Origin of the sequence: Paenibacillus sp. FSL H7-0756 (genome assembly GCF_038006765.1) — a bacterium.
In the GTDB taxonomy this organism is placed as follows: Bacteria; Bacillota; Bacilli; order Paenibacillales; family Paenibacillaceae; genus Paenibacillus_AQ.
Genome location: NZ_JBBOVT010000003.1, coordinates 1,527,507 through 1,553,269 on the forward strand (window position 1 = coordinate 1,527,507; position 25,763 = coordinate 1,553,269).

Annotated in this window: 19 protein-coding genes; 17 read left to right on the forward strand and 2 right to left on the reverse strand. The window is 51.5% G+C overall.

The window, feature by feature from the left end; translation table 11 throughout:
• Positions 1-613: 613 nt before the first annotated feature.
• On the reverse strand, positions 614-1,159 hold the full coding sequence (locus NST04_RS32470; protein ID WP_341187894.1) for a hypothetical protein: 546 nt from the start codon (positions 1,157-1,159) through the stop codon (positions 614-616).
• A gap of 123 nt (positions 1,160-1,282) precedes the next feature.
• On the opposite strand from NST04_RS32470, the gene NST04_RS32475 reads away from it, so the two are divergent.
• Positions 1,283-1,879 carry a TetR/AcrR family transcriptional regulator gene (locus NST04_RS32475; RefSeq protein ID WP_341187895.1) on the forward strand — a complete coding sequence of 199 codons (597 nt, stop codon included), beginning with the start codon at positions 1,283-1,285 and terminating at the stop codon, positions 1,877-1,879.
• Between the two features lie 22 nt (positions 1,880-1,901).
• Here the strand turns inward: NST04_RS32475 and NST04_RS32480 are convergent, their stop codons facing one another.
• Positions 1,902-2,870 carry an NADP-dependent oxidoreductase gene (locus NST04_RS32480; RefSeq protein WP_341187896.1) on the reverse strand — a complete coding sequence of 323 codons (969 nt, stop codon included), beginning with the start codon at positions 2,868-2,870 and terminating at the stop codon, positions 1,902-1,904.
• A 182-nt stretch (positions 2,871-3,052) separates the two neighbouring features.
• On the opposite strand from NST04_RS32480, the gene NST04_RS32485 reads away from it, so the two are divergent.
• The 16 genes from NST04_RS32485 to NST04_RS32560 all read left to right on the forward strand — a co-directional run bounded on the left by NST04_RS32485 (position 3,053) and on the right by NST04_RS32560 (position 25,688).
• The gene (locus tag NST04_RS32485) at positions 3,053-3,640 is read left to right on the forward strand and encodes a TetR/AcrR family transcriptional regulator (RefSeq protein WP_341187897.1); all 588 of its coding nucleotides are present in this window, start codon (positions 3,053-3,055) and stop codon (positions 3,638-3,640) included.
• Positions 3,641-3,706: 66 nt separating this feature from the next.
• A complete protein-coding gene (locus NST04_RS32490) occupies positions 3,707-4,645 on the forward strand; it encodes an aldo/keto reductase family protein (protein ID WP_341187898.1) in 939 nt (312 codons plus the stop codon).
• An 18-nt stretch (positions 4,646-4,663) separates the two neighbouring features.
• Positions 4,664-5,686, forward strand: coding sequence for an SDR family oxidoreductase (locus NST04_RS32495; RefSeq protein ID WP_341187899.1), 1,023 nt, complete (start codon positions 4,664-4,666; stop codon positions 5,684-5,686).
• Between the two features lie 188 nt (positions 5,687-5,874).
• Positions 5,875-6,621: a MerR family transcriptional regulator gene (locus NST04_RS32500; protein ID WP_341187900.1), complete on the forward strand. Its 747-nt coding sequence runs from the start codon at positions 5,875-5,877 to the stop codon at positions 6,619-6,621.
• Entirely contained in the window at positions 6,618-7,226 is a 609-nt protein-coding gene (locus NST04_RS32505; protein WP_341187901.1) for a CPBP family intramembrane glutamic endopeptidase, read from the forward strand. Before NST04_RS32500 ends, NST04_RS32505 begins: the two co-directional genes overlap by 4 nt.
• Before the next feature lie 96 nt (positions 7,227-7,322).
• Positions 7,323-7,982 (forward strand): class I SAM-dependent methyltransferase, encoded by a 660-nt coding sequence (locus tag NST04_RS32510; RefSeq protein ID WP_341187902.1) that lies wholly within the window; start codon positions 7,323-7,325, stop codon positions 7,980-7,982.
• A gap of 192 nt (positions 7,983-8,174) precedes the next feature.
• Positions 8,175-9,176 carry a CapA family protein gene (locus NST04_RS32515; RefSeq protein ID WP_341187903.1) on the forward strand — a complete coding sequence of 334 codons (1,002 nt, stop codon included), beginning with the start codon at positions 8,175-8,177 and terminating at the stop codon, positions 9,174-9,176.
• A 208-nt stretch (positions 9,177-9,384) separates the two neighbouring features.
• Complete coding sequence (gene galA, locus NST04_RS32520) at positions 9,385-11,763, forward strand: beta-galactosidase GalA (RefSeq protein WP_341187904.1); 2,379 nt, start codon at positions 9,385-9,387, stop codon at positions 11,761-11,763.
• A 38-nt stretch (positions 11,764-11,801) separates the two neighbouring features.
• Positions 11,802-13,523: a sensor histidine kinase gene (locus NST04_RS32525; RefSeq protein ID WP_341187905.1), complete on the forward strand. Its 1,722-nt coding sequence runs from the start codon at positions 11,802-11,804 to the stop codon at positions 13,521-13,523.
• Between the two features lie 36 nt (positions 13,524-13,559).
• The gene (locus NST04_RS32530; RefSeq protein WP_341187906.1) at positions 13,560-15,119 is read left to right on the forward strand and encodes a response regulator; all 1,560 of its coding nucleotides are present in this window, start codon (positions 13,560-13,562) and stop codon (positions 15,117-15,119) included.
• Positions 15,120-15,332: 213 nt separating this feature from the next.
• The gene (locus tag NST04_RS32535; RefSeq protein ID WP_341187907.1) at positions 15,333-16,259 is read left to right on the forward strand and encodes an ABC transporter permease; all 927 of its coding nucleotides are present in this window, start codon (positions 15,333-15,335) and stop codon (positions 16,257-16,259) included.
• An 85-nt stretch (positions 16,260-16,344) separates the two neighbouring features.
• Complete coding sequence (locus NST04_RS32540; RefSeq protein WP_445321849.1) at positions 16,345-17,208, forward strand: carbohydrate ABC transporter permease; 864 nt, start codon at positions 16,345-16,347, stop codon at positions 17,206-17,208.
• Positions 17,209-17,275: 67 nt separating this feature from the next.
• Positions 17,276-18,853, forward strand: a complete 1,578-nt coding sequence (locus tag NST04_RS32545; protein WP_341187908.1) for a DUF3502 domain-containing protein — start codon at positions 17,276-17,278, stop codon at positions 18,851-18,853.
• A gap of 109 nt (positions 18,854-18,962) precedes the next feature.
• Positions 18,963-21,317, forward strand: a complete 2,355-nt coding sequence (locus NST04_RS32550; protein WP_341187909.1) for a beta-galactosidase — start codon at positions 18,963-18,965, stop codon at positions 21,315-21,317.
• Positions 21,318-21,518: 201 nt separating this feature from the next.
• Positions 21,519-24,542: a hybrid sensor histidine kinase/response regulator gene (locus NST04_RS32555; RefSeq protein WP_445667980.1), complete on the forward strand. Its 3,024-nt coding sequence runs from the start codon at positions 21,519-21,521 to the stop codon at positions 24,540-24,542.
• Positions 24,543-24,578: 36 nt separating this feature from the next.
• Complete coding sequence (locus NST04_RS32560) at positions 24,579-25,688, forward strand: response regulator (protein ID WP_341187911.1); 1,110 nt, start codon at positions 24,579-24,581, stop codon at positions 25,686-25,688.
• The last annotated feature ends 75 nt before the right edge of the window (positions 25,689-25,763 follow it).

The following is a 25,763-nucleotide window of genomic DNA, read 5'->3' on the forward strand; positions in this document are numbered from 1 at the left end:
AAGTACCTGAGTCATCATCGAAGCCCAAAGAGGCTGTCCCATCGCTCCTTTGGGAATGGTTGGGTGGTACCTCCATTTTACCATAATGAGCGATTTTTTTAGGATGGACAAATCATTTTCCGCTTAAACAGCGGAGCGGGCAGAACGACCCGCGTAAAAGCGAAGCGTTCGCCTTTGTGTCCGGATTTTCACCGCTAAGGGGAATAAATAAAATCTGGACACAACAGCGATTGTAACAACGTTATGTTTGCGGAGCGTCCATCCCAAGTGCTCACGTTGATCCCACTCCGCAATAAAAGGCTGTCCCAAGCAGCCTCTTCATGGCTTTTGAGACAGCCCCCATTAATTCAAGAGTACTTATACACTACATTTGCTCATTTTACTCACTTTTGGTGAATTCAAGAGTACTTATACACTACATTTGCTCATTTTACTCACTTTTGGTGAATTCAAGTGTACTTATACACTACATTTGCTCGTTTTGCTCACATCTGGTGAATTCAGGTGTATTTATACACTACATTTCCAAGTGCTCACGTTGATCCCGCTCCGCAATAAAGGCTGTCCCAAGCAGCCTCTTCATAGCTTGTGAGACAGCCTCTTATTTTTCTATTCAGCTCGGACCTTTGGCCTGACGGGGCCAGATGAAATAAGTAACGGTGATGATCAGGTCAATGCCGACCACGATAGACCATACGGTCAGGATACTTGACAGCGCCTCCGTACGGGCGGCATCGTCAATCCAGATGATGAGACCATACAGAATGCCGGCAGCGAGCACAAAAGAGAGCAAGTGCTTCACCCAGCCCTTGAAATAATGCCTGGCATGGTCCATGCCGTAACGCTTGGCCGGCTTTGCCCCTTGCTTGGTAACATAGTAGCGGAAGCGTTCGTCGGCCCAAGCAATCATGCTTTTACCGAATATAAGGGAAATGGAAATATACACGGCTGCAAGCGCATGTGCTGTCGTAGCGGTAGCGCCTCGTGACAAATCCACGCCGGAGATCATTAACAGAAGGATATCGAGGACCGGAGTCATCGCCAGGAAAATCAGCCCCAGTGTAGGACGCTTGAAGATATAACGCGCTGTAAAGCCTGCAAGAATAACCACCCAGAACAATACCTCACAGGTAACAATCGCCCATGCAACCAGATTCATATCGCACCCCTTGTTATAGTTGATAGTAAGTATAGCCTAGTCGAAGTATAACAGCGGATTTTAAATAATACAACCGTATTATTTAAATTGTGCTTAACCATTCGGGTATGCTACAATGTGCTCATGCCAAAAATTGTAGATCATTCCGAACGAAAATCGAATATTGCCGAAGCCACCTGGCGGGTCATTATCCGGCAGGGAATCAAAGGGGCAACAGTGCGAAATATTGCTGCTGAGGCGGGGGTATCCTTGGGTGCGCTGCGCCATTATTTCTCTACCCAGCAGGAATTGCTGGAGTTTGCTATGAATCTGGTGAAGGAGCGCGTAACAGCGAGAATTGTGGACATTATGCAGTCGGAGCTTACCCCACGGGAGCAGATTATGCGGGTGCTGCTGGAACTGATCCCCACCGACGACAGCAGCATGGCTGAGATGGAGGTATGGTTCGCATTTACCTTTCATCTCAAGACTGCCGGGGAGAAGCCTGCTGAGCTTAATGATGCGATCTATCCGCTGACTGTCCAAATTATTGACTATCTGGATCAGCAGGGGCTCCTCAAGCCGGGGCTGGACAAGGACGATGAGGCCGAGCGGCTGTATGCCTTGATTGACGGGCTGGCCCTTCATGCCATGCTTGAGCCTGACCGGATGAATAAACAACGTGTGATCCGGGTGCTGAATGTTCATCTGGAATCTATCTGTATTCCAAGTGTGACATAATAGTCTATCTCGGTATAATATTCTATTCCTGTTGTCTCAGGATCACTAGTTTCCCCCGAATTTTCCTGGTTTCATAATGATTATGTGCATCTACGATCCCTTGCATGTTAAAAGGAAAAATCTCCTCCACATGCACCTTAAGCTTATGCTCGCGTACTTGCTGGATAATGGAAGCCAGATCCCTTGGGTTCGGCTCGATATAGGCAAACTGGGCTTCGATTCCGCGTACCTTGGGGTGGGTGGCGATCAGCGGGTCTATCAGGGAAATTAGCCTTCCGTTGTCACGCAGAATCTGGAGGTTCTTCTGTTCGGTTGCTCCTATTCCAGTGTCCGCATCAACCACCGCCTCTCTCACCATATCCAGTACAATATCTACTGTGCCGCCGGCAGCTTCTGCAAAATCAGTGGCCCTGTAGTCAATAACCTCATCCGCTCCAAGCTTCCCCACAAATTCATGATTATATTCCCGGGCGGTAGCCAGGACATAAGCTCCGTGCTGCTTGGCCATTTGCACCGCAAGATGCCCTACACCTCCAGCGCCTGCGTGAATAAGAATCCGCTGGCCGTAATTCAGCTTGCCGTACTGAAATAACGACTGCCAGGCTGACAAGGCCGCAGCGGGCAGGGCGGCAGCTTCCTGAAAGGAAAGTCCGGGCGGAATTCCAATAGCTGAGTTCTCTTCCATAGAGATGAAGTCTGCATAACCGCCGCCGGATCTGGAGAGCCCCATAACGCGGTCGCCGACCTTCAGCCGTGACACATTTTTCCCAATCGCCCTCACTATTCCGGCTACTTCTACTCCCAGCACATGGGGGAACTGGAGCTGCATTAACTCCTTGAATGCGCCTGAGCGCACCAGTTGGTCAGCGGAACTGACAGTTGTGGCGTACATTTCAATGAGCACCTGAGTCTCGGTGATAGCGGGAGTAGGGAGTACTTGTTCTGTGAATACTTCGGGATTACCATAATGCTGAATAGCAATTGCATGCATAGCTGAAGCCTCCGGTCAGTGTATTTGGAACCTCTGTTGATTTACGGGTAGACGTTCACTATAATGATCCTACCAGTGTGCTATAGCTGCATCAATTGCTAGAATGTCGGAATGTGTTCAGTATTGTACAGAATCTGGAGAAGTGTACAATTCAAGGCGAACGGGTGAAGAAGGGGTAATCTATGGATAGAAGGATACGTAAGTCGCAGGAGGCCATTATTGAAGCTTTTATCCAGCTGATTGCAGAGAAGAACTTCGAACAGATCACGATAAACGAAATAGCCGAACGGGCCAATGTAAGCCGGGGCACCGTTTATTCGCATTACACCGACAAATACGATCTGCTGGATCAGTGCATCAGGACACATTTTGTCAAGCTGATTGACAGCTGTCTGCCGTGCGGCGAGCAGGCGCTTTTTCCTACGGAGGCGGCTCTGCACTATACGTTCCGTTACCTCGATGAGCATGCTTCCTTCTATGCAGCGGCGCTGGCTAATCAAGGGGTTCCCGCGTTCCGAAACCGCCTGCAGGCGGTACTGATGCGGGGGTTCGACAAACAGGTGGATATGAGCGGCATTAACAAGATGATGGACAAGGGAATTCTGGTGCAATTTCTGGCTGTGGCCATGACCGGTATGATCGAACAGCTGGTTACGCGTGCAACGCCCTATTCAGCAGCAGAGCTGGCCGGGCAATTGTGGGCGCTGATGGAGCGCAACCAGATGGTCCCGCTGTCCGCTCCGCTTTCTATTTCTACCAATTTGTTCTAGAATGAATAGGTGCATATAGCAACCGGTTGGCGGGACCCGCCGGATTCAGAGAGGAGCAAGGGATTAATGAAATACCGCAGATTAGGTGGAACCGGACTTAAGGTCAGTGAGATCAGCCTGGGAAGCTGGTTGACCTACGGAGGATATGTGGAACAGGACAATGCCGTTAAGGCCATTGAAACCGCTTACTCCCTGGGCATTAATTTTTTTGATACCGCGAATGTCTATGAGAAGGGGGCAGCGGAAAAGGTGCTGGGAGCTACCCTGAGCAGCTATCCGCGCGAATCCTATGTGCTGGCGACCAAGGTGTTCGGGGTAATGGGTGACGGTCCCAATGACCGCGGCCTGTCCCGGAAGCATATTACCGAGCAATGCCATGCCAGCCTGAAGCGGCTGGGCGCTGAATATGTGGATTTGCTCTACTGTCACCGGTATGATCCGGACACCCCGATCGAAGAGACGCTGCGGGCGCTGGATGATCTGGTCCGTCAGGGCAAGGTGCTGTATGTGGGAGTCAGTGAATGGACAGCGGCGCAGATGACCGAAGCTCTTGCGGTTGCTGACCGGTATCTGCTGGATCATATCGTGGTCAATCAGCCGGTCTATAATATGTTTGAACGATATATCGAGAAGGAGATTATCCCGCTTGGCCTGCGTAAGGGCATTGGACAAGTCGTATTCTCCCCGCTCGCTCAAGGTCTGCTGACCGGCAAATACAGCTCGGTCTCCGATATTCCGGCAGACAGCCGGGCTGCCCGGCTGGACTGGATGCGCAAAGGAATTACGGAGGAGAAGATTACAAAGGTTCAGGAGCTGGGCAAGGTTGCCGCTGAACTGGATATCTCCGTAGGCAATCTGGCGCTGGCCTGGATTCTGCGCCAGCCTAATGTATCCAGTGCCTTGGTCGGCGCGAGCCGCCCTGAGCAGGTAGAGGAGAATGTGCAGGCTTCGGGTATTGAGCTGAATGAGGATATACTGGCACGAATTGATGAAATTATCGGTTAAGAGAGAGGGAGGATACAGATGAAGGTTCTATTTATCGGAGGAACGGGGCTTATCAGTCAGGCGGTTTCCCGGCTGGCAGTGGAACGGGGAATAGAACTGTATCTGTTCAACCGTGGAGAGCGCAGCGGCTTCGTGCCGCAGGGTGCACAGGTGATACACGGTGATATCCGTGACAAGGAGCAGGCAGCCGAGGCGCTGAAGGGGTATGATTTCGATGCTGTAGTCGACTGGATTGCCTTCACGCCGGAGCATGTGCAGACGGATATTGACCTGTTCACCGGCAAGACGCGGCAGTATATCTATATTAGCTCGGCTTCCGCGTACCAGAAGCCCCAGCGTAATTACCTGATTACCGAAGAGACCCCGCTGGTGAACCCGTACTGGCAGTATTCCCGGGACAAGATTGCTTCCGAGGAGCTGCTTCTGGAAGCTTATCAGAGCAGCGGCTTCCCGGTGACGATTGTCCGTCCTTCCCATACTTACGGAGATACTGCCATTCCGGCGGCGCTGACCAGCTGGAGCCATCCTTGGTCTCTGGTGGAACGCATCCGCAAGGGACAGCCGCTCGTCATTCATGGCGATGGCACCTCTCTATGGACGTTGACGCATAATACTGATTTTGCCAAAGGCTTCGTTGGTTTGCTGGGACTTCAGGAGGCCATCGGAGAAGCGGTTCATATTACCTCGGATGAGGTGCTGAACTGGAATCAGATCTATGCGGCCATCGGGGAGGCCGCAGGCCGTGAGCCGAAGGTGGTACACATGTCTACGGACTTCATCGCTGCGAATACCCCGGCCGGAACCGCGGACGGGCTGATCGGGGATCAGGCAGTCAGCAGTGTGTTCGACAACAGCAAGATCAAGCGTCTGGTGCCAGACTTCCAAGCCACCCTGCCGTTCGCGGAAGGCGTGAAGCGGTCGGTTGCCTGGTTCGAAGCCCGGCCGGAACGCTGCACCTCAGACCATGACTGGTCCAAGATGCTGGACGGTTTGCTTGCTAAACATGGCGTCGATGCGAAGCTGCTTAGCTATTATGTATAAGTAGATTTTACAGATACAAGTCCTATAGATTACGCTGAACAGGTGCTGTCCGTTAACGGGTAGCGCCTGTTTCGCTTGCGGATCGGTCTACCTTGAATATTAGGGATTGAGTAGGACGTTACGTCACAGTTTATAATAAAAAACACGGTACTTATAAATCTATAACGGTAATACAGGGGGGGGATCATATGGAGCTCACGGTGGGCAAATTCGCCAGCGCTGTTAATACGACGATAAGGACACTAAGATATTATGAGAAAATCGGACTTCTTGTTCCTGAGAACAAAAACGGCGCCAATCAGAAAATTTATAATGGAGATGACCTCAAGAAATTCTATAACATACAGCTGCTCAAGAGTATGGGCTGGCCGCTAACCGAAATCAAACGAATGCTAGAAGAGACCGCGTATTCTTTTGGAGAACTGATGGAAATGCAGGAGGCAGTGCTTCTTGATAAGCGGAAAATAATAAACGAATCCTTGGAAATGATAGCCCGAATCAAGAAACTAATGAATGAAACGGGCGAGTTGAGCAATGAAGATCTGATGCTGCTCATGAATGCGATCCGGTTAGAAGAAGATCAAAGAACGATTTTACAACAATACTTCCCTGCAACCACGGTGGATAAAATTATGCCCAAAAATAAACAACAACAGATAGCATTCGATCGGTTAAACCGGAGGTTATTGTCTTTTTTTCAGACATCCATTCACCGCGGACTGTGTCCTGATAGTCAAGAGGTACAACGAGAGTTACAGGAAGTTTTAGCCGTTATTCCGGTATCTATGAACGAGCTGTTTCATTCAGACCCGGCCTTGGACAAACCATCGGAGCTTTTGAAGGCTTTATTGCCTGATGATATGGCGGAATTTTTCGCTGAAGCGATTCATGTCTTTTATAACAACCAGTTTGAAGGCAGGGGGAATAGAAATTGAGTGAATTAAGTAACCGGCAGCATAATAAATGGCTGCTCCAAATTGTGTTAGGTCTAGTGCCGTTTTTGGTGTTAGGCGCAGCACTCATTGCAATTTTCCGGTGGGGTGAAATCATTCCCTATATCCAGTCCTTGTTTGTTCCCGGTGGGAGGTCTTTTCTTAAAGTTACCTTACTGGGTCTGATCGCCGGTACGATTATAGTGCTTATTTCTGTGGGGCTTATCATAAAAACAAAAACGGTGCTTCCTCAGTCGGAAAGTACGGAGCTTATACGTAATATCATGAGAACTCCAAGCGGCATTGCCGTCAGCTCACTGGGCGGAGGAATTGTAGAAGAATTTTTCTTCAGGGGCGTATTAATTGGACTGTTTACAGGTTATGGCTCTTTCCTTGATGGAGTTGTGATTGTCATAAGTACTTTTTTATTTTGGGTTATTCATATCCCCCAGTATAAAGGGGTACGTTTGGCTTACGGATTAGTATTCATTAATGGCCTGATATTTGCTTTATTATTCTACTTTACGGATTCGTTGATTCCATCGATTATTGCCCATGCCATTTATAATCTGGGTATAGGAATCTACTTTATGAAGCTTACGAAATAATCCCCATGTCAGGCTGCTGCGAGGTTATAGCATGAAACCGGGATTCGTGAATATACTCTCACTACCGAAATCCCCACGAGTAAAGGAGTCCTGGCCATGCCGACACATCCTTACGTCTCCCGTTTTTTTGTAAATACCGATGCACGCCGTGACAAGCTGGTTTATGATTTGCCGGAAGCCTGGTGGAGCCGTCCGTATGAATACGAATGGTGTACGCATTTCATCTCACCGTATGATGTGGTACTGGACGCAGCCTGCGGAATTTCACACCCGCTTAAATTTTATCTTGCCGAGCATAGCGCTGAGGTCTATGCCTGTGATAAGGATGCCCGGATTCTGTCGCATGAAGCGATAATGGAGAATATCACCGAGGATGCCGGAGCAGCTGCAGCCCGCCAGGTGGAGGCCGGACCTGTGAACAGGCTGCATCTCGCCCAGGCTGATCTGACCTCACTGCCTTATGAGGATGAGAGCTTTGATACGGTTTTTTGTATCTCGGTGCTGGAGCATCTGTCTGTGCAGGAAGCAGTACTGGCTGTCCGTGAGTTTCATAGGACGCTGAATGGAGAAGGACTGCTGGTGCTGACCTTTGATCACCCTACAGTCAACCTGCCGCGGATGAATGAAATTCTGCTGCAGGCCGGCTTTCAGTATTGGGGCGAGACGGATTTCAATCTTCCGGCAGATGCCGTGCGTACAGATCAGTGGGGCGGCCTAAGCTGCTTCCGGGCAGTGCTCAAAAAAGCGCAAATCTAGCAAAGTTCATCCATCATTTGGTTGTTTCCTTCCATTGTAGTAGAATAGCTTCAAAGGCAGAAGAAAGAAGGAGACAATCTCATGGGGATGATCAGCAATGATCTGGCTGTACATGCTTAACTGCTTCAGTCATTATTATATTACATTAGAAAAAGGAGCTAGAGCACTTTGCGCAGATATGCTGTTATATTCATGATTCTGCTTCTGCTGGTCCCTGCCGCTGGGATAAGCGCCAAGGGGGCTGCCCCGCAGGAGGAGATCCGCCTTGCGTTTGCCGGGGATATTCTGCTGGACGGCTTTGTCGGCGACCAGATTGCCAAGTATGGCGTTGATTTCCCGTTCGCCAAGGTAGCACCGGTGCTGCAGAAGGCAGATATGGCTTTTGCCAATCTGGAGACTCCGGTCTCTGTGCGCGGAACTGCAGCCAGTAAGACGTTCGCCTTCCGCTCCAAGCCGGCGGCACTTGCGGGATTAACCAAAGCGGGGATCGACGGTGTCACCGTAGCTAATAACCACATTCTGGATTACGGCCGTAACGCAATGCTGGATACGCTGATTCATCTGGATAAGAACAACATTGGGCATACCGGTGCGGGTGCCAATATTGAGGAAGCCTTCAAACCGTATGTCAAGACCGTCAAGGGCAAGCGGATCGCCGTTCTGGGTACAAGCCGTGTGCTATCTGACCCCTCCTGGTATGCAGGCAAGAACAGCCCGGGTGCAGCTTCCGCTTATACGGCAGAGCCGCTGCTGAGTGCAATTAAGAAGTCTGCCAAGGATAATGATTATACGGTTGTATATATTCACTGGAATCAGGAATTCAAGGATTATCCTGAAGCGTATGCCCGCAAGCTGGCCAAGCAAATGATCGACAGCGGAGCAGATATCATCCTGGGTGCGCATAGTCATTGTCTGATGGGCATTGAATATTACAAGCATAAGCCGATCTATTATTCACTGGGCAATTTTGTGTTCAACCGTTCCACACGTGGCGGAGACAAAACCCTGCATTCCATGCTGGTTAATTTCACCATTAACCCGTCAGGGGTAACCAGCAGCATTACACCGGTCAAAATCATTGGCGGCCAGCCGAATTTCATGGGGGATGCCTACAATAAAGAGACCATCAAGAAGCTGAACCAGCTCTCCTTCAATGCGAAGATTGCAGCGGGCGGGGCGGTCAGCGAGAAGTAGTGAGGCAAGCTGCGCATGAAGCAGCTCAATCTATATGAATTCTTATCCTATAAGCCCGGGGAGCCGTTTCCTAATTCTCTCCGGGCTGTTTGGCGTCTTTCCGGTATTATTCATTTTGTGCTATTCATTCTTAGCATTGTGCTAACCGCGCTGAGTGATTCTACTCTACAATAGGAATATTAGTTCTGCCAAGGAGGATGACACATCAGTGAGAACGGGAATCGCAAGAAGCAAAGTGAATTTTGACGGGAACTGGGGCTTCTATCAAGGGGAGCTTCATATTCCTTATGCCGTTAAGGGCGGAATGACCGGCGGTATTACAGATGCGGGCTCTCTCCGGGAGGGGGAGTGGCTGGATATCGCATACCATGATAAAGGAATGAGCGAGCAGCCGCTGGAATGGACGGGCGTCAGCCTGCCGCATGACTGGTGTGTGGAGCAGGAGTATGTCCGCGATGAGGGCCTAGGCTCCAGGGATGGCAGCCATGGATATCTGCCCGGCGGGACGGGCTTCTACCGCAAAACCTTCGCGCTTCCGGCAGAAGCTGACGGTTCCAAGTGGAAGATCCGCTTCGACGGGGTATCGGGCACCAGCACAGTCTGGGTCAACGGGCATCTGATCGGCTCGCATCAGGGCGGATATATCGGGTATAGCTATGATCTGACGGATGTGCTCCGCTATGGTGAGGAGGGCTTGAATGTCATACTCGTCAAGGTGGATGCTACAGAATGCGAAGGCTGGTGGTATGAAGGCTGCGGCATTTACCGGCATGTCTGGCTAGAGTCAACGGACCGCCTGCATGTGGCCGAATACGGCACTTATATTATCACACCGGAGGTAATAAAAGAACAGGCTGCGGTTCAGCTTCGTACGCGTATCCGCAATGATTACACCGAGGGGAAGCAGATCTCTCTGCGTTCCGTTATCTATGATGCGGATGGAATACAGGTCGTCGAGGAGACGGCGGAGGCCTATGCGGACTGGTATGCAGAAATAGAGCTGGAGCAGAGCTTCAGCGTGGAGCAGCCGAAGCTCTGGAGCCCGGAATCTCCTTATCTGTATAGGGCGGAGACGGCTGTTATTGTTGACGGACAAGAGCTCGACCGGTATGAGACCGTGTTCGGTATCCGCAGCATCCGCTTCGATCCGCAAGAAGGCTTCTTCCTGAACGGGGAGCCGCTGCTGATCAAGGGGACTTGCAATCACCAGGATTTCGCCGGGGTCGGCGTAGCATTGCCGGACAGTCTGATTGAATATAAGCTGAAGCTGCTTCAAGAGATGGGCTCCAATGCCTACCGCAGCGCCCATCACCCGCCAACACCTGAGCTGCTGGATATCTGTGACCGGATCGGTATGCTGGTGATGGACGAGAACCGTAAGCTGGACAGCAGCCCGAATGGACTGAGCCAGCTGTCACGGATGCTCTACCGTGACCGCAACCACCCGAGCGTCATTATCTGGGGTCTGGAGAATGAAGAGGTGCTTGAGGGAACGCTGACGGGAGCCCGGGTGCTGAAGACACTTGCGGACTGGACACGCCGCATAGACCCGACCCGGCCGACCTGTGCAGCGATGAACCACGGCTGGCATGAGAACGGCTATAATGACGCTGTTGAGATTACAGGGTATAATTACGGGCACAGGCAAGACTTGAACATCGACCTCCGGGATCATGAGCGGCACCCGGACCGCCTCATGATCGGCAGTGAATGTGCCAGTTATACTGCCACTCGGGGCATCTATGAAGATGATCCGGTTAAGGGTTATTGCTCTGAATACGGTACGAATATCCCTTCATGGGGCTGTACTCCGCAGCAGGCATGGAGCGATCTGGTGCAGCACCGCTTCCTGACCGGCGTGTTCATGTGGACAGGCTTCGATTACCGGGGGGAGCCTACTCCCCATCTCTGGCCCTGCATCAATTCGCATTTCGGGCTGATGGATACCTGCGGCTTCCCGAAGGACAGCTATTACTACATGCAGTCCGTATGGAGGGAGGAGCCGATGGTCCATGTGCTTCCGCACTGGAATTGGCCCGGGTCCGAAGGTAAGCCGGTTGAGGTAAGGGTGTTCGCGAATACCGATACGGTCGAGCTGAGCCTGAACGGCAGAAGTCTGGGGGAGCAGCAGGCGGATATGAACGGGTATTTGTCGTGGGAGGTTCTCTATGAACCAGGTGAGCTGCAAGCCGCCGGCAAACGGGACGGCCGTGTTATCGCTGAGAAGACTGTGGTCACCGCCGGCCAGCCGTACCAGATTGCCTTGTTCCCTGACCGGTTAGAGGCGCAAGCGGATGGTTCGGATACAGTTCCGGTTCGTGTAGCTGTGCTGGACAAGCAGGGCTATGTGGTTCCGGCGGCGGATCACGAGATCCGCTTTGAGGTTGCTGGCGCAGGCAGGCTGCTCGGCGTTGGCAACGGCAATCCAAGCAGCCATGAGCCGGATAAGTCGGTGCTGCGGCGTGCTTTTAACGGCTGGTGTCTGGCGCTGATTCAGACGGCTGCCATAGCGGGCGATATACAGATTCGGGCTGTCTCTCCTGGACTTGCGTCTGCGGAAGTGGTGCTGCGGTCCGTTTCAGAATAGAATAGCTATAACGAATTCTATGCAGAGGATGTCAGGGAATGATGCCCAAGCTTAAGAAGTACATGCCTTTCACCTATAAAATGATGATTCCGTATCTGCTGCTGGTTCTGCTTACGGATGTGTTCATCGGCTATATCTCCTATTCGATGCTGACCGATTCCCGGACAGAGATGGCCGAGTCCAACATCCGAACAGGCATGGAGCAGTCGAGGAACAATATCCGCTATCAGATGGATGAAATACAGCGGATGTCGGACAACCTGTTCGGCAGCCAGCCGTTCCAGCGTGCGCTCGAAATGAAGGGGACCCCATTTGAGATCTATCTGACGATGCTTGACGAGATTGTCCCTCAGATTACCGCACCGCTGCAGCTGTTCGGGAACAAGATCCGCTTCATGCTCTACACCCCGAACGCTGATCTGAACATTGTGTCAGGCGATAATTTGGATGACCCGATCATTACCAGTGATTACTATATTCTGCCCCTGGACGATATTACAGGCAGTCCATGGTACCGGTCACTGAAGGATTCCAAGCGCGATAATTTGTGGCTGCAGATTGATACGGATCAGAAGCTGGGCAACCTCTCGCATGTGCGCAGACTCGTCAACTTCAGTGATTACAAATCGCTGATCGGTTATGTGCGGATCACAGTATCGCTGGAGGATCTGTTCGGCGGCTTCGATACCTTCCCGCTGGAGGAAGGGATTACGCTGCGGCTTGTGGAGGAGACCACCGGGGATATTCTGTTCCAGCGCGGTCCCGCCAACAATAGCAGCGGACAAGAGAATTTCCTCAGGCTGCAGGAACCGATTCCGGGCAGTAACTTCATTATTGAAGCCATAGTTCCGCATAAATATCTCACCCAGGATGCCGGACGGCTGCGCCGTGTGATTATCGCGGTCTGCAGTCTGAGCTTCCTGGTTATGACCTTGATCGGGTATGTGGTGGCACGGATATCCGGCCGCAAAATGAGCCGGATCGTAGGCCTGGTGCGTTCCTTCCAGGACGGGAACTTCCAGAAGCGCATCCGCTTCTCCGGCAATGATGAATTCGTGCAGATCGCAGACTCCTTCAATGATATGGCCTCCAACATTCAGGGCCTGATCAACAGCGTGTATGTGCAGGGAATTCAGAAGAAGCAGGCGGAGCTGGAGGCCCTGCAGGCGCAGATCAATCCGCATTTTCTATACAATACGCTCTCCACAATCAGCAGCCTGGCTAATCTCGGGGAGATCGGCAAGGTCACGGAGATGGTCCAGGGGCTGTCCCGGTTCTACCGGCTGACGCTCAATCAGGGCAATGTCTATATTGAGCTGGAGAAGGAGCTGGACCAGGTGGCTACGTATCTGGAGATTCAGCGGGTCAAATACGCGGATGCCTTCACGCTGCACGTGGATGTGGAAGAGGAAATTCTGCATATGCAGGTAATTAAGCTGCTGCTCCAGCCTTTTGTGGAGAACATATTCAAGCACGCCTGGTTCGGTGAGACCATTGCCATACGGCTGACCGGCAGGCGGGTGGGGGACAATATTGAACTCAAGGTTATCGATAACGGGATCGGCATGCGCCCTGAGGGAGTCAAGCGTATGATGCAGGGTCCGAGCCAGTCAGGCGGTTACGGTGTGAAAAATGTGGATGAGCGGATCAAACTCAGATACGGCGAGGCGTACGGGGTTAGTATTGCCAGCTTCTATGGAGGCGGGACAACCGTGCGGCTGCTGCTCCCTGCCGGACTTCAGGATCATGAGGAGCTGTAGAAGCCAGCCTTATAAGTACAGGAGGACAAGATTGCGATGAGTATCAATGTATTGCTGGTTGACGATGAAGCGATTGATCTGGAATGGCTGCGGCGCAGAGTACTGGCCAGCCCGCTGGATCTTGCAGTGGTAGGAACGGCGAACAGCGGCTTCAATGCGCTTAAGATCATGGAGCAGGAGCGGGTGGATATCATCCTGTCAGACATACGGATGCCTATTATGACGGGGACGGAATTTGCGCGCCGGGCGAAGGTACTGAATCCGAAGGTCAAAATTGTTTTCATCAGCGGCCATGAGGATTTCAGCTATGCCAAGGAAGCAATTGAGATCAATGCCTCCGGTTATTTATTGAAGCCTGTAGAAGACAAGGATCTCTACGAGATGCTGGAATCTCTGTCTGCCGCTCTGGAGCAGGAACGGGAGAAGAACCGTTCCTTCACTGAGGCGTTGTCTCTGGTTAATAAGGAGCTGATTCTGCGCTGGTTCGAGGATGCATCGCCTGAACCTGCGGAGCAGCATCTGCGCAGTGCCCTGAGTCCGCTGCTCATGAAGGGGGCGGCTGCAGCGATTATTGAGATCGATGATCTGGAATGGAAAATGCGTGACCTGTCCGAGGAGGATGCGCGGGTTAAGACGCGGCAGATGGCCGGACTGATTAGAGCGTTCGTAGAGAGCAACCAGCTGGGAACGCTGATTCCTGTCCATCATCACCGGTTCGTCATTCTGTGCAGCCTTCCGCCGGACAGCTTCCTGAGTCTGCTGGATGAGCTGATTAAGCAGATGGCCGTGAGCTCACCCTGCACCTTGACCATCGGGGTCGGGCGTTACGCCCAGGATGAGGCGGGGCTGCATGAATCCTACCAGCAGGCAACGGCAGCACTCAGTGCAAAGTGGCTGCTGGGCAAGAACCGGCTGATCCGCGACAATCTGGAGTCCTCCCCGCGCGGAACGCCGGGAGCAAGAATTGAGCAGACCGTTGTGCAGCTGCTGGAGGCTATCATCCAGTACGATCTGGTGGCGATTGACGATCATCTGCTGGAGCTGTTCACGAGTGCCGGCAAGAAGGATGTCTATGAGCTGATTATCCGTATCACCTCCAAGCTGCATGCGGACCTGCAGCAGCAGAATGAGAATCTGTATGAGCTGCTCCAGTGGGAGTCCCATCAGCCGGATATCCTGTTCCAGTTCGAGACGATTCACGATATCCTGTCGTGGATGAGACGGAGATTCTTCGAGCTGTCGGAGCTGCTGTATGTGAAGCGGCAGCGGCAGAAGCGCAAGCTGATCGACGAGATTATGAATTATGTCGAGGAGAATCTGGAGAAGAAGATCACCTTGAAGGAGGTAGCCGCCCACTTCGACTTCACCCCGAATTATCTCGGCTTCCTGTTCAAGGAAGAATACGGAGTTCCCTTCAGCGAGTACGTTAACGAACGGAAAACAGGCAGAGTGTTCGAGCTGCTCAGTGATCCGACGCTTAAGATCTATGAGATAGCCGAACGGATGGGCTATAAGAATATCATCTATTTCAACCGTCAGTTCAAGCAGATCACCGGCATGACGCCGGGGGAATACCGCAAAAAGCAGAAGATATAAGCTTTATTTTAAATATAGAATTCCCACTTGCCAAACGTTGCCAGCTCTGGTTTTCAAATCAGAGGCAACGTTTTTTGTTTTTTTGGAAAGTATATATATTTAAACGGATCGTTGAAAAAGTATTAGTTTTAGTTGATAGCCCTAATCCACACCGGATGGACGCTTATTTATAATAAGGCTATAGAGAAATGGGAATGGGAAAGGGGATTCAAGATGAAACAGAAACAACACGGATTCTGGGATGACGTCAAGAAATACAAATCCTTGCTTCTTATGCTGACACCGGCAGTATTGTTCTTTCTGCTATTTGCTTATCTGCCCATGTCGGGCATTGTGCTGGCATTCAAGCAATTTGATTATACGGGCGGGGTATTCGGCAGTCCGTGGAACGGGCTGGATAACTTCAAATTCTTCATTGATTCCGGTGACGCCTGGCGCGTAACCCGAAATACAGCGCTATATAATATCGCATTCATCGTTGTGAACAACGTGCTTCAGATCTTCGCAGCCATCCTGCTGTTCGAAGTAGCGGGCAAATGGTTCCGTAAATTGACCCAAACGGTATTGTTCCTGCCTTATTTCATTTCCTGGGTTGTTGTGGGCGCGATTGCGTACAACCTGTTCAACTTCGATGTAGGTACAGTCAATGTGCTGCTGAAGGGACTGGGCATGCAGCCAATCGATATTTATAATACGGCAGCCTACTGGCCGTTCATTCTGGTCATCGTATCCGCGTGGAAGACACTCGGCTACGGAACGATTATGTATCTGGCCGCGATTACAAGCATTGACACCGAGATGTATGAAGCCGCCGAAATTGACGGCGCGAATATTTTCCAGCGTATTATGAAAATTACGATTCCGAACCTGATGCCGACAGTCATCATTCTGGTGCTGCTGGCGATCGGTAATATCTTCCGCGGAGACTTCGGGATGTTCTACAATATGGTCGGCAACAACGGCCTGCTGTTCTCGTCCACCGACGTAATCGACACCTTCGTCTTCCGCTCGCTGACCACATCCAATGAAATCGGGATGTCTGCGGCAGCCGGCTTCTACCAATCTCTGCTCGGCTTCGCAACCATCATGCTGGCCAACTACGCAGTACGCCGATACGATAAGGATCGCGCTCTATTCTAGGACAAGGAGGTAATGCCCGATGAGTTCAACCACTGCTAATATTCAATCACCGGAAGTACGCAGAAAGCCTGCAAACCGGGACAAAATGGTGCTATCCGTCATCGGATACGTAACCCTTACGATACTGGCCATATTCTGTATCTTCCCGTTCATTCTGGTGATCTCTTCCTCTCTAAGTGAAGAGAGCGCGATTATCGAGAAAGGGTTCCAGATCTTCCCGACCGCCTTCTCGACAGAAGCGTACAGCCTGCTGTTCAAGTATCCGGCTGAGATGCTCAGAGCGTATGGCGTGACGATCTCCGTTACAGCCATCGGTACGATCGTCGGATTGTTCCTGACATCAATGACAGCCTACGTGCTGTCCCGGAGAGATTTCAAATGGCGCAGCCGCTTCTCCTTCTTCTTCTTCTTCACTACATTGTTCAGCGGCGGCCTGGTTCCATGGTATCTGATGATCATCAACTACCTGCATCTGAAGGATACACTTCTGGTACTGATTCTGCCGATGATGATGAACGTCTTCTATATTATTGTCATGAAGTCCTTCATGGGCAGCATCCCGGATGCGATTACAGAATCCGCCAAAATTGACGGAGCCGGCGATTTCCGGATCTTCATGCAGCTGATTGTGCCGTTGTCCAAGCCCGCCCTGGCGACCATTGGTCTGTTCATTGCCTTGGCCTACTGGAATGACTGGTATAACGCACTTCTCTTCATCTCCAAGTCGGAGCTGATGCCGCTGCAGTATTATCTCTACAAAATGTTAGGCAACATGGATGGAATGCGTAAGGCGATGATGGCTTCCGGTGCGGTAGTCAACACGGACCTGCCAACCGAAAGTCTGAAGATGGCCATGACGATTGTGGCTACAGGGCCGATCCTGCTGGCGTATCCGTTCATCCAGAAGTATTTTGTAACAGGACTTACGATTGGTGCAGTCAAAGGATGATCACAGGGTAACCTGGTTATCAATATAAGACTTAGGGCAACTATTACTTAAGGGGGAAATATCGGTCATGATGAACAAGAAAAAGAAACTTACAGTAACGCTTGCAACGATGATGGCACTAGGGACGGTCCTCAGTGCATGCGGCGGCGGCAATAATAACGCGAATACAGGAGCGGAGGCTACTAAGGCTCCAGCGACATCGGAAGGAGCAACCAATTCAGGCGCTCCGGACACCTCCAAAGAAGTAAAGCTCAAAATGATTCTGCTCGGGCCACAGCCTGGGGATTATGATAAGGTCTTCGGAGAGCTGAACACCAAGCTCAAGGAGAAAATCAATGCTACTGTAGAAACTGAATTCCTCGACTGGTCCGACTGGACCCAGAAATACCCGCTGAAATTCGCGGCGAACGAAGATTTCGACCTCGTGTATACTGCAAACTGGGCCTTCTATAACGATCAGGCGCTGAAGGGCGGATTCCTGGAGCTAACGGATGATATGCTGACCAAGTATATGCCGCAGACCTGGGAGGCTATGCCGAAAGTAAACTGGGCGCAGGCAAAGGTGGACGGCAAGCTCTATATGGTTCCGAACAACAATGTTGAAGTAACCGACAAAGTGGTGCTGTACCGCGAGGATCTGCGCAAAAAGCTGAACCTGCCGGAAATCAACAGTCCTGAATCGTATGCGACTTATCTGAAGGCGATTGCCAAGGATGAAAAAGGGATTACTGCCTTTGGAGCCAAGCCGGCGGACGGCTGGAAATTCCATGAGCTGGATCAGACGCTGCTTGAGCAGAACAACAACTTCAACCTGGTAGATGCAAGTCTGCTTCCGCTGGCGTACAAGCTGGATGATGCGTCCGGTAAAGTCTTCAATATCTATGACACACCCGAATTCACTTCCCTGCTTAAATATTACAAAGACCTGGCCGATAACGGCGCGTGGTCCAAGAACGTAGTCAGCAACAAAAATGATGTATGGCAGGATGTCAAAGCAGGCAAGGTATCCTCTTATGCGCATAACCTGGGTACTGTAGCTGCTAACCTGGCTGAAATGCGCCGTGACAAACCGGATGTAGAGCTGGGCATTGCAGATCTGACCCCGGACAAAAAGAAAATTGCTGCGATCTCGACGCAGAACGGGATGTCCGTGCATGCAACCTCCAAGAATCCTGAGCGCGCCCTGATGCTGCTCGATTTACTGCAGAATGACAAAGAAATTCATGATTTGACGATGTACGGTATCGCCGGAAGCAACTACAATCCGGAAGGCGACAAGAAGTTCACCGCCGGTCCTGCTGCCGCTAACTACACAGGCTTCTCGAACTGGGGCTGGAACTCCCCGCTGAACCGTCAGGATGCAGCTTATCCTAAGGAAGCGGACGATATGTTCAACACTTGGCAGTCCAGCATCTATCACTTCCCGCTCGAAACCTTCGTCTTCGACACTACACCAGTGAAGAACGAAGTGGCTAACATCGGTAACGTAATGCTGCGTTATGCCATTCCGCTGGAATACGGATTGATTGATGATCTGGCTAAAGGCCAGGCTGACCTTATCAAGCAGCTGAAATCAGCAGGTCTGGATAAAGTACAGACTGAAATGCAGACACAGATCGATGCATTCCTCGCAGCGCAGAAATAACAGCATAAGCTTACGGGCTGCTCCAAAGCATTAGCTTTGGGGCAGTTTTTGTGAAATTATAGGTATAGGTTGTACATGAATTATACTTTTCGGCAAAGGAGCAATTCTTATGAAGTATACGATTCAGGCTCATGTGTCTCCCAAGAATATCTACCCGTCTACGCTGCGGCTGGGCGGAACCAGCCCTCAAGGGGATGAGCTCAGCTTCACCAATTATTATATGGAACTGAATGGCAAGCCCTATTTCGCCATCTGCGGCGAATTCCATTATTCCCGTTATCCTGAAGCAGACTGGGAGAGCGAAATCCGCAAGCTGAAGCTGTCGGGAATCAATGTGGTGGCGACCTATATTTTCTGGAATCATCACGAAGAGCTTGAAGGCGTGTTCGAATGGGCGGGCAACCGCAATCTCCGGCGGTTCGTGGACCTGTGCCGGGATAATGGCCTCTACGTCATTCTGCGTGTGGGTCCGTTCTGTCATGGCGAGGTTCGTAACGGCGGATTGCCGGACTGGCTGTTCGGGCGCGAATTCGCGGTCCGCTCCAATGATGAGGGCTACCTGAAGTATGTGGACCGCCTGTTCCGGGAGATTGGCACTCAGGCCGACGGGCAGATGTTCAAGGATGGCGGCCCGGTGATCGGTATCCAGCTGGAGAATGAGCTGAATGCTGCGGCTGCACTCTGGGAAGAAACTGCCAAGCAGGGTGATGAATACCTCAGCGGCGGTGTTAGCGGTGAAGCGGGGTCAGAGCATATGCGTCTGCTTAAAAAGTATGCGGTGGATTCGGGTCTGATCGCTCCGATCTATACCAGCACCGGCTGGGGCGAGGCGCCGTTCCTGGAGGATGAGGTGCTTCCGCTGTATGGCGGGTATGCCTATACTCCTTGGAGCATTAGTGATCCGAATCAGGTCCAGAAGCCAACGCCGGAATATGTATTCGTGAACTTCCATGACGACAAGGCACCGGGCGGCGAATTCAACCCGCCGTACCCGCGGACGAAATACCCGTTCGCCTGCTGTGAGATGGGCGGCGGCATGCAGACCTGGTATCTGTCCCGGTTCCAGGTCGAGCCGGAAAGTGTCATCGCCATGACTTTAATGAAGCTTGCCGGAGGCTGCAACTTCATCGGGTATTATATGTTCCATGGCGGAACGAATCCGGTGGGAAGAACGGGATACCTGAACGAGAGCACTACCCCGAAGCTGACCTATGATTTCCAGGCGCCGATTGGCGAATTCGGCCAGATCCGCGAGTCGAATCATCTGCTTCGTCCGCTTCATTATTTCCTGCGCCGGTTCGCAGACCGGCTGGCACCGATGGCGACTGTGCTGCCCGAGGGGGCAGAAGCAGTTACGCCGGAGGATGCGCATACGCTGCGTTATGCCGTCCGCACAGACGGCAAGTCGGGATTTGTGTTCGTCAATAATTATCAGGACCATGTGGAGATGGATACACACGAGGAGGTTGTATTTGCGGTAGAACTGGGAGAGGAGACGCTGAGCTTCCCGCAGCGGAGCAAGCTGACGGTTCAGCCCAAAGCTTCCTTCCTGCTGCCGTTCAACTTCGCGCTGGATGGTCTCAATCTTAAGGCTGCCACAGCTCAGCCTGTAACGGTGATTGAAACGGAGGAAGCAGCCACCTACTTCTTCTCTATGCCGAAGGGTGTCGACGGTGAGTTCCAGATCGATGCAGCTTCCGGCATTCTTGATGTGACTGTGGATGCCGGGGACGTAGGAGAGAACGGCGGCTACAATGTGCTGATTCCGCATGACCAGTCTTCTATGATTGTGATCCGGCGGGAAGGAGCCCGGGAAGTCCGTATCTATGCCATGAGCGCTCGTGAAGCAGCGACCTTGTGGGAGCTTGAAGAGAACGGCCGCAGCCGCCTCATCTTCTCAACGGTTCCTCCGGTTCAGACCCCGGGCGGGATGGAATTCATCAGCCAGGGGCAGCATGCATTCACCTTCCGTGAATATTCAGGCGGCGCTGAAGCGGCAACGCAGTGGAATACGGCCCAGGCGGATGCAGTTGTCAGCGGACGACAAGAGGGCTGGTTCCAGGCTTATGATGTGCTGGTTCCGCAGAAGGAAGTTGCGGTTACCATGCGCCGGATTCAGGACCACAAGGTTGTCCTCCAGCTGCCTGAGGATGTCCTCGAGAGTATGGAAGAAGTACTGCTGAGCATCGACTATACCGGAAATGTAGGCTATGCCTTCGCTGCCGGACAGCTGTTCCACGACCATTTCTATAACGGCTTGCCTTGGGAAATCGGCCTGTCGCGGTTCCGTGAGGTGCTGCGCCGGGGCGAGATCGTACTGGAGACCACGCCGCGCCGCACCGGTGCCGTCAAGCTGGCTGACGATGCCGCCATGGCTGTGGAGAAGGTATTCGAGGGCGAAGCTGTTGCCGTGTTCCATAGTGTGACTGCAACGCCGGTGTACCGGATCGGATTAACAAGATAATGCAAGTAGGAAGCACTGTCCAGGAACCTCCACTGGATGGTGCTTTTTTCTGCTTGAGTATTTTGTGAGATTTTTATAAGTGTATTAAGTTAGAATGAGAACATCGATGTTTTGAACTGGAGGCTGTTTGTGAGAAAGGTAAATATCCGCAGACTTGCGGGAATCGGCATATTTTTCTTGATTGTTTTTTCTTTGATCTTTATGATCTTCTCACTGACCCGCCCTCCTCAAAGTAAGGTAAGAGTGGAGAAGGGAATACTGGATCTGTCCAATTGGAATCTCAAGCAGCAGGGAGTCGTGAATTTGGATGGTGAATGGGAGTTCTATCCGGATGAGCTGCTGGGCCCTGCGGATTTCCGGCAAGGCCAGTATGATTCTCCGCCTGTCTATTTGAAGGTTCCCGGCACCTGGCGAGGTAAGCGTCCCGATGGCGGGATCAGCAACAGGGGGTCAGGCACCTACCGTCTGCAGATATTATTGGAGGATACCGATGAAATACTCGGCTTGAAAATAAGAAGCATACGCATGGCCCACCGTCTGTTTATTGGTGGACAGGAGGAGGGGGCCAGCGGTCTTCCTTCCACCGACAAAAGCGCGTTTCAACCAGGCAACACACCCTATTCGGTATTTTTTCATCCGGATGCCCGCAAGCTTGAGGTTGTGATTCAAGTCTCTAACTACAATTTTGTCACCGGAGGAATTGTGAACTCCCTCACGCTTGGAGCACAAGAGGACATCACCCGTCGCAATATGGTACAGATCGGTGCGGATATCGGAGTCATTTTGATCTTGGCCATGTTCGGTGCCTATCACCTCAGCTTCTATTTTTTTGGTCGCCAAGAGAAGGAGTATCTGCTTAGCGGAATTTTCTTATTGTTTCTGGCCCTGCAGAACTCCTTGTATGGAGAAAAGATGTTTCAGCGTCTCCTGCCGTCTGTTCCCTTTGATTTTTCGTATAAGCTGCTGGATGTCAGCCATTTTCTTAGCGCGATACTGATTATTGTGTTCTTTTGTACCGTAGAGTCGCACCTGATGTCGCTGCGCAGGCTGAGGCTGATTCTTACCCCGTTTATGGCTTATCTTGTTATGGTTGTTCTTTTGCCGTATGGGGTGCATATTCGTGTGAAATATTTCTTCATATTATATCTCTGGATCGTTATGCTCGGCATTGTAGCGAGAATGGTCTATTTATATATCCGCAGGCAGAGTCAAGTGGAAGATCGTGCGGAGCTGATGCTGTTCATTGGCGGAGCCACTGCGCTGATGATCTATCTGATGAATGACGGCCTCTATTCCGAGAATATTGTGCAGAGTAATTTTACAGGAAGATGCGGGGTTATTGCATTTATTGTGCTCATTAATATCCTGCTGGCTGTAAGGTTCTCGAATGCGTATGCCAAAACAGAGATTCTATCGCGCAAGCTATGGACGGCGAACCAGCTTAAGGACGAATTCCTGACGAATACCTCTCATGAGATCAAGACACCGCTCCATGGAATTATGAATATGACCTCTTTTTTACTGGAGAATCAGGAAGAGAATCTGCATGCAGGCCAGAAGCAGAACCTGTGGCTGATTAAGGATACGTCTACTAAGCTGTCGATGCTGATCCAGGATCTGATCGATGTCAGCCGGCTTAGGCACGGAGAACTGCGGCTGCACCAGACCGCCGTTGATCTGAGAGTGGCTGTCCAAATCGTATATGATATTCTCCGGTTCGAGCTGGCGGGCAAAGAAGTGCAACTGCTCAATCAGGTGGAAGCTGGTACCTGGGTACTCGCGGATGAGAGCAGACTGCGGCAGGTGATGTATAACCTGGTTCATAACGCGATCAAACATACCCGTCAGGGATCGATTCAGATTACAGCGAGATTAGCCGGGAGTGAGGTTTTCATTGAAGTGGAGGACACCGGAACGGGGATATCAGAAGAGAACCATGCGGCGATCTTTGAATATTTCGAGCAGGTGGACAGGCTGCTGCCGCAGGACGGATATACCGGAATGGGGGTAGGTCTGTATATCAGCAGGAAGCTGGTGGAGCGTATGGGCGGCGTGATTCGGGTGGCTTGGTCCGAGAAGGGGAAGGGAACCCGCATGGTATTTACGCTGCCCGTAGTGGACCCTGTTCCCGAAGATCAACAGACCGCCGAACCTTACGCGCTGCATACCGATGTTGATTATACGGTGCTTGATGTACTGAACCGGGAAGGGCAGACCATTCTGATTGTAGACGATGAGGCCTCCAACATCCATACACTGCTGAATATTCTCCGCCGTCATGAGTATAATGTGCTGGTAGCCTTTTCCGCTAAGGAGGCATTGACCAAACTGCAGGAATATCAGCAAGTGGATCTTGTCATTCTGGATATCATGATGCCGGGTACATCGGGGATAGAATTATGCCAATCACTGCGCAGCCGTCACTCTATACTGGATCTGCCGATTCTGTTCGCCACCATCAAGGATGCACCTTCCGATATTGCACTGGGCTTCCGGGCCGGGGCGAATGATTTTGTGACCAAGCCCTTTGAGAGCGAGACGCTGATGGCCCGGATTCATAACCTGCTGGCCATGAAATCGTCGATTCAGGAAGCGATCCGGCATGAGCATGCGTTCCATCAGGCCCAGATCAAACCGCATTTCCTGTATAATGCGATGAGCAGTATCATCTCATTCTGTTATACCGATGGCGTCAAGGCAGCTTATCTGTTAACCATGCTCAGTCAATATATGCGCTTTATTCTGGATATGGACCGCTCCACACTCGTCATTCCGTTGTACCGGGAGCTGGAGCTGATTCAAGCCTATGTGGAAATTGAACAAGCCCGCTTCGGGGAGAGGTTCGACTATAGCAGCCAGGTGGATGATTCCCTGAAGGCAGTGAATATCCCATCCCTCTGTATCCAGCCGTTTATTGAGAATGCCATCCGTCATGGACTGTTCGAGAAGGAGGGGCAAGGCAAGGTTGCCTTAAGGATTCAGGCTGGAGACGGATACATGAAGATCTTAGTCGAAGATGACGGTGTCGGCATTCCCGCTGACCTGCTATATACATTGAACAGTCAAGGAGCGCTGCAAGGAAGCATCGGTATTCAGAATATCCGCAAGCGTCTGGATACGATTCCGGGAGCCAGCTTAAGCATTCATTCGGAAGCAGGCAGCGGGACGAAGGTTACGATCTATCTGCCGCTCAGCGGCTCCGGGCAAGGGGCTTCTGAGGATTAGGAGTAAATATGATTCTGCGTGAAGGAGGGGGTTTCTATGTTTCGGACGATGATCGTTGAGGATGAACGGCCAATCCTGGATTTAATGAAGGTACTGGTTGGCCAAAATAGCAATTATAGCATTGTTGGAGCTTTTACAAATCCGGTAGAGGCCTTGGCGAATCTGCAGGAGCTGCAGCCGGATATCGTGTTCATTGATGTGGAGATGCCGAGGATGAACGGGCTGCAGCTTGCCGTGCATCTCCGTGAACAGTTGGGTCAGGCAGAGATTGTGTTCACTACGGCTTATAAGGATTATGCGCTTGAAGCATTCGAAGTAAGTGCACTTGATTATATTCTCAAGCCTGTCACGCCGCAGGCGATTCAGCGGGTCACCGGGCGGCTGTTCAAGCACCGGTCAACCCTCATTCCCGCAGAGACCCTCAAGTCCAGCTTCTCTATCCGCTGCTTCGGTGAATTTGAAGTCCTTAATCCGGACGGACTCCCGGTTCACTTCCGAACCCGCCGGACCGAGGAATTGTTCGCTTATCTTCTGTGCCACCCTGGCCGGTATATCAGCAAGTGGAAGCTTATTGATTTGTTATGGCAGGATGCGAAGGGTGAGCGGGGATTATCCAATCTGCATAATACCCTGTACCTGCTAAAAAAAGTCCTGAAAGAGAACGGAATTCCGATGAGCATACAGAAGCTTAATGACGGTTACATGCTGGACACAGCAAATAAACAATATGATCTCCTTCTGTATCATCAATTGCAGCAGGTCCACAGTGAGGGCAGATTGACTGCAGAGCAAGCCGAACAACTCTGCTTGCTGTATCAGGGGCCGCTGCTGGAAGGCAAGAATTACTTATGGAAGATCCCGTTAGAGGAAGCATATTTCAAGCAATATACAGCAATGGTCAGGGAATTGGCGGCGGCAGAGCTTACGGCTGGAAATGAAGCGGCAGCGGAATTACGTCTGGAGCAATACTTGTCGCTGCATCCGCTGGAGGAGGAAATGAACCGCCTGCTAATCGGTATGTATCGGAGACGCGGCGCAATGGAGAATATCAGCAGGCTCTATAAGCAGTTTGAAGCGGCTTGTACAAATGAGCTGGGGCTTGAGCTGCCGCCGGAAATCAAGAATGAATGGCTGCAGACTCATTAGGGTATCCCGCGGCAAAAAGAAAAGGCGTCCCATGTAGCCGTTACGGCTTACAGGACGCCTTTTTGCATGGTGCTA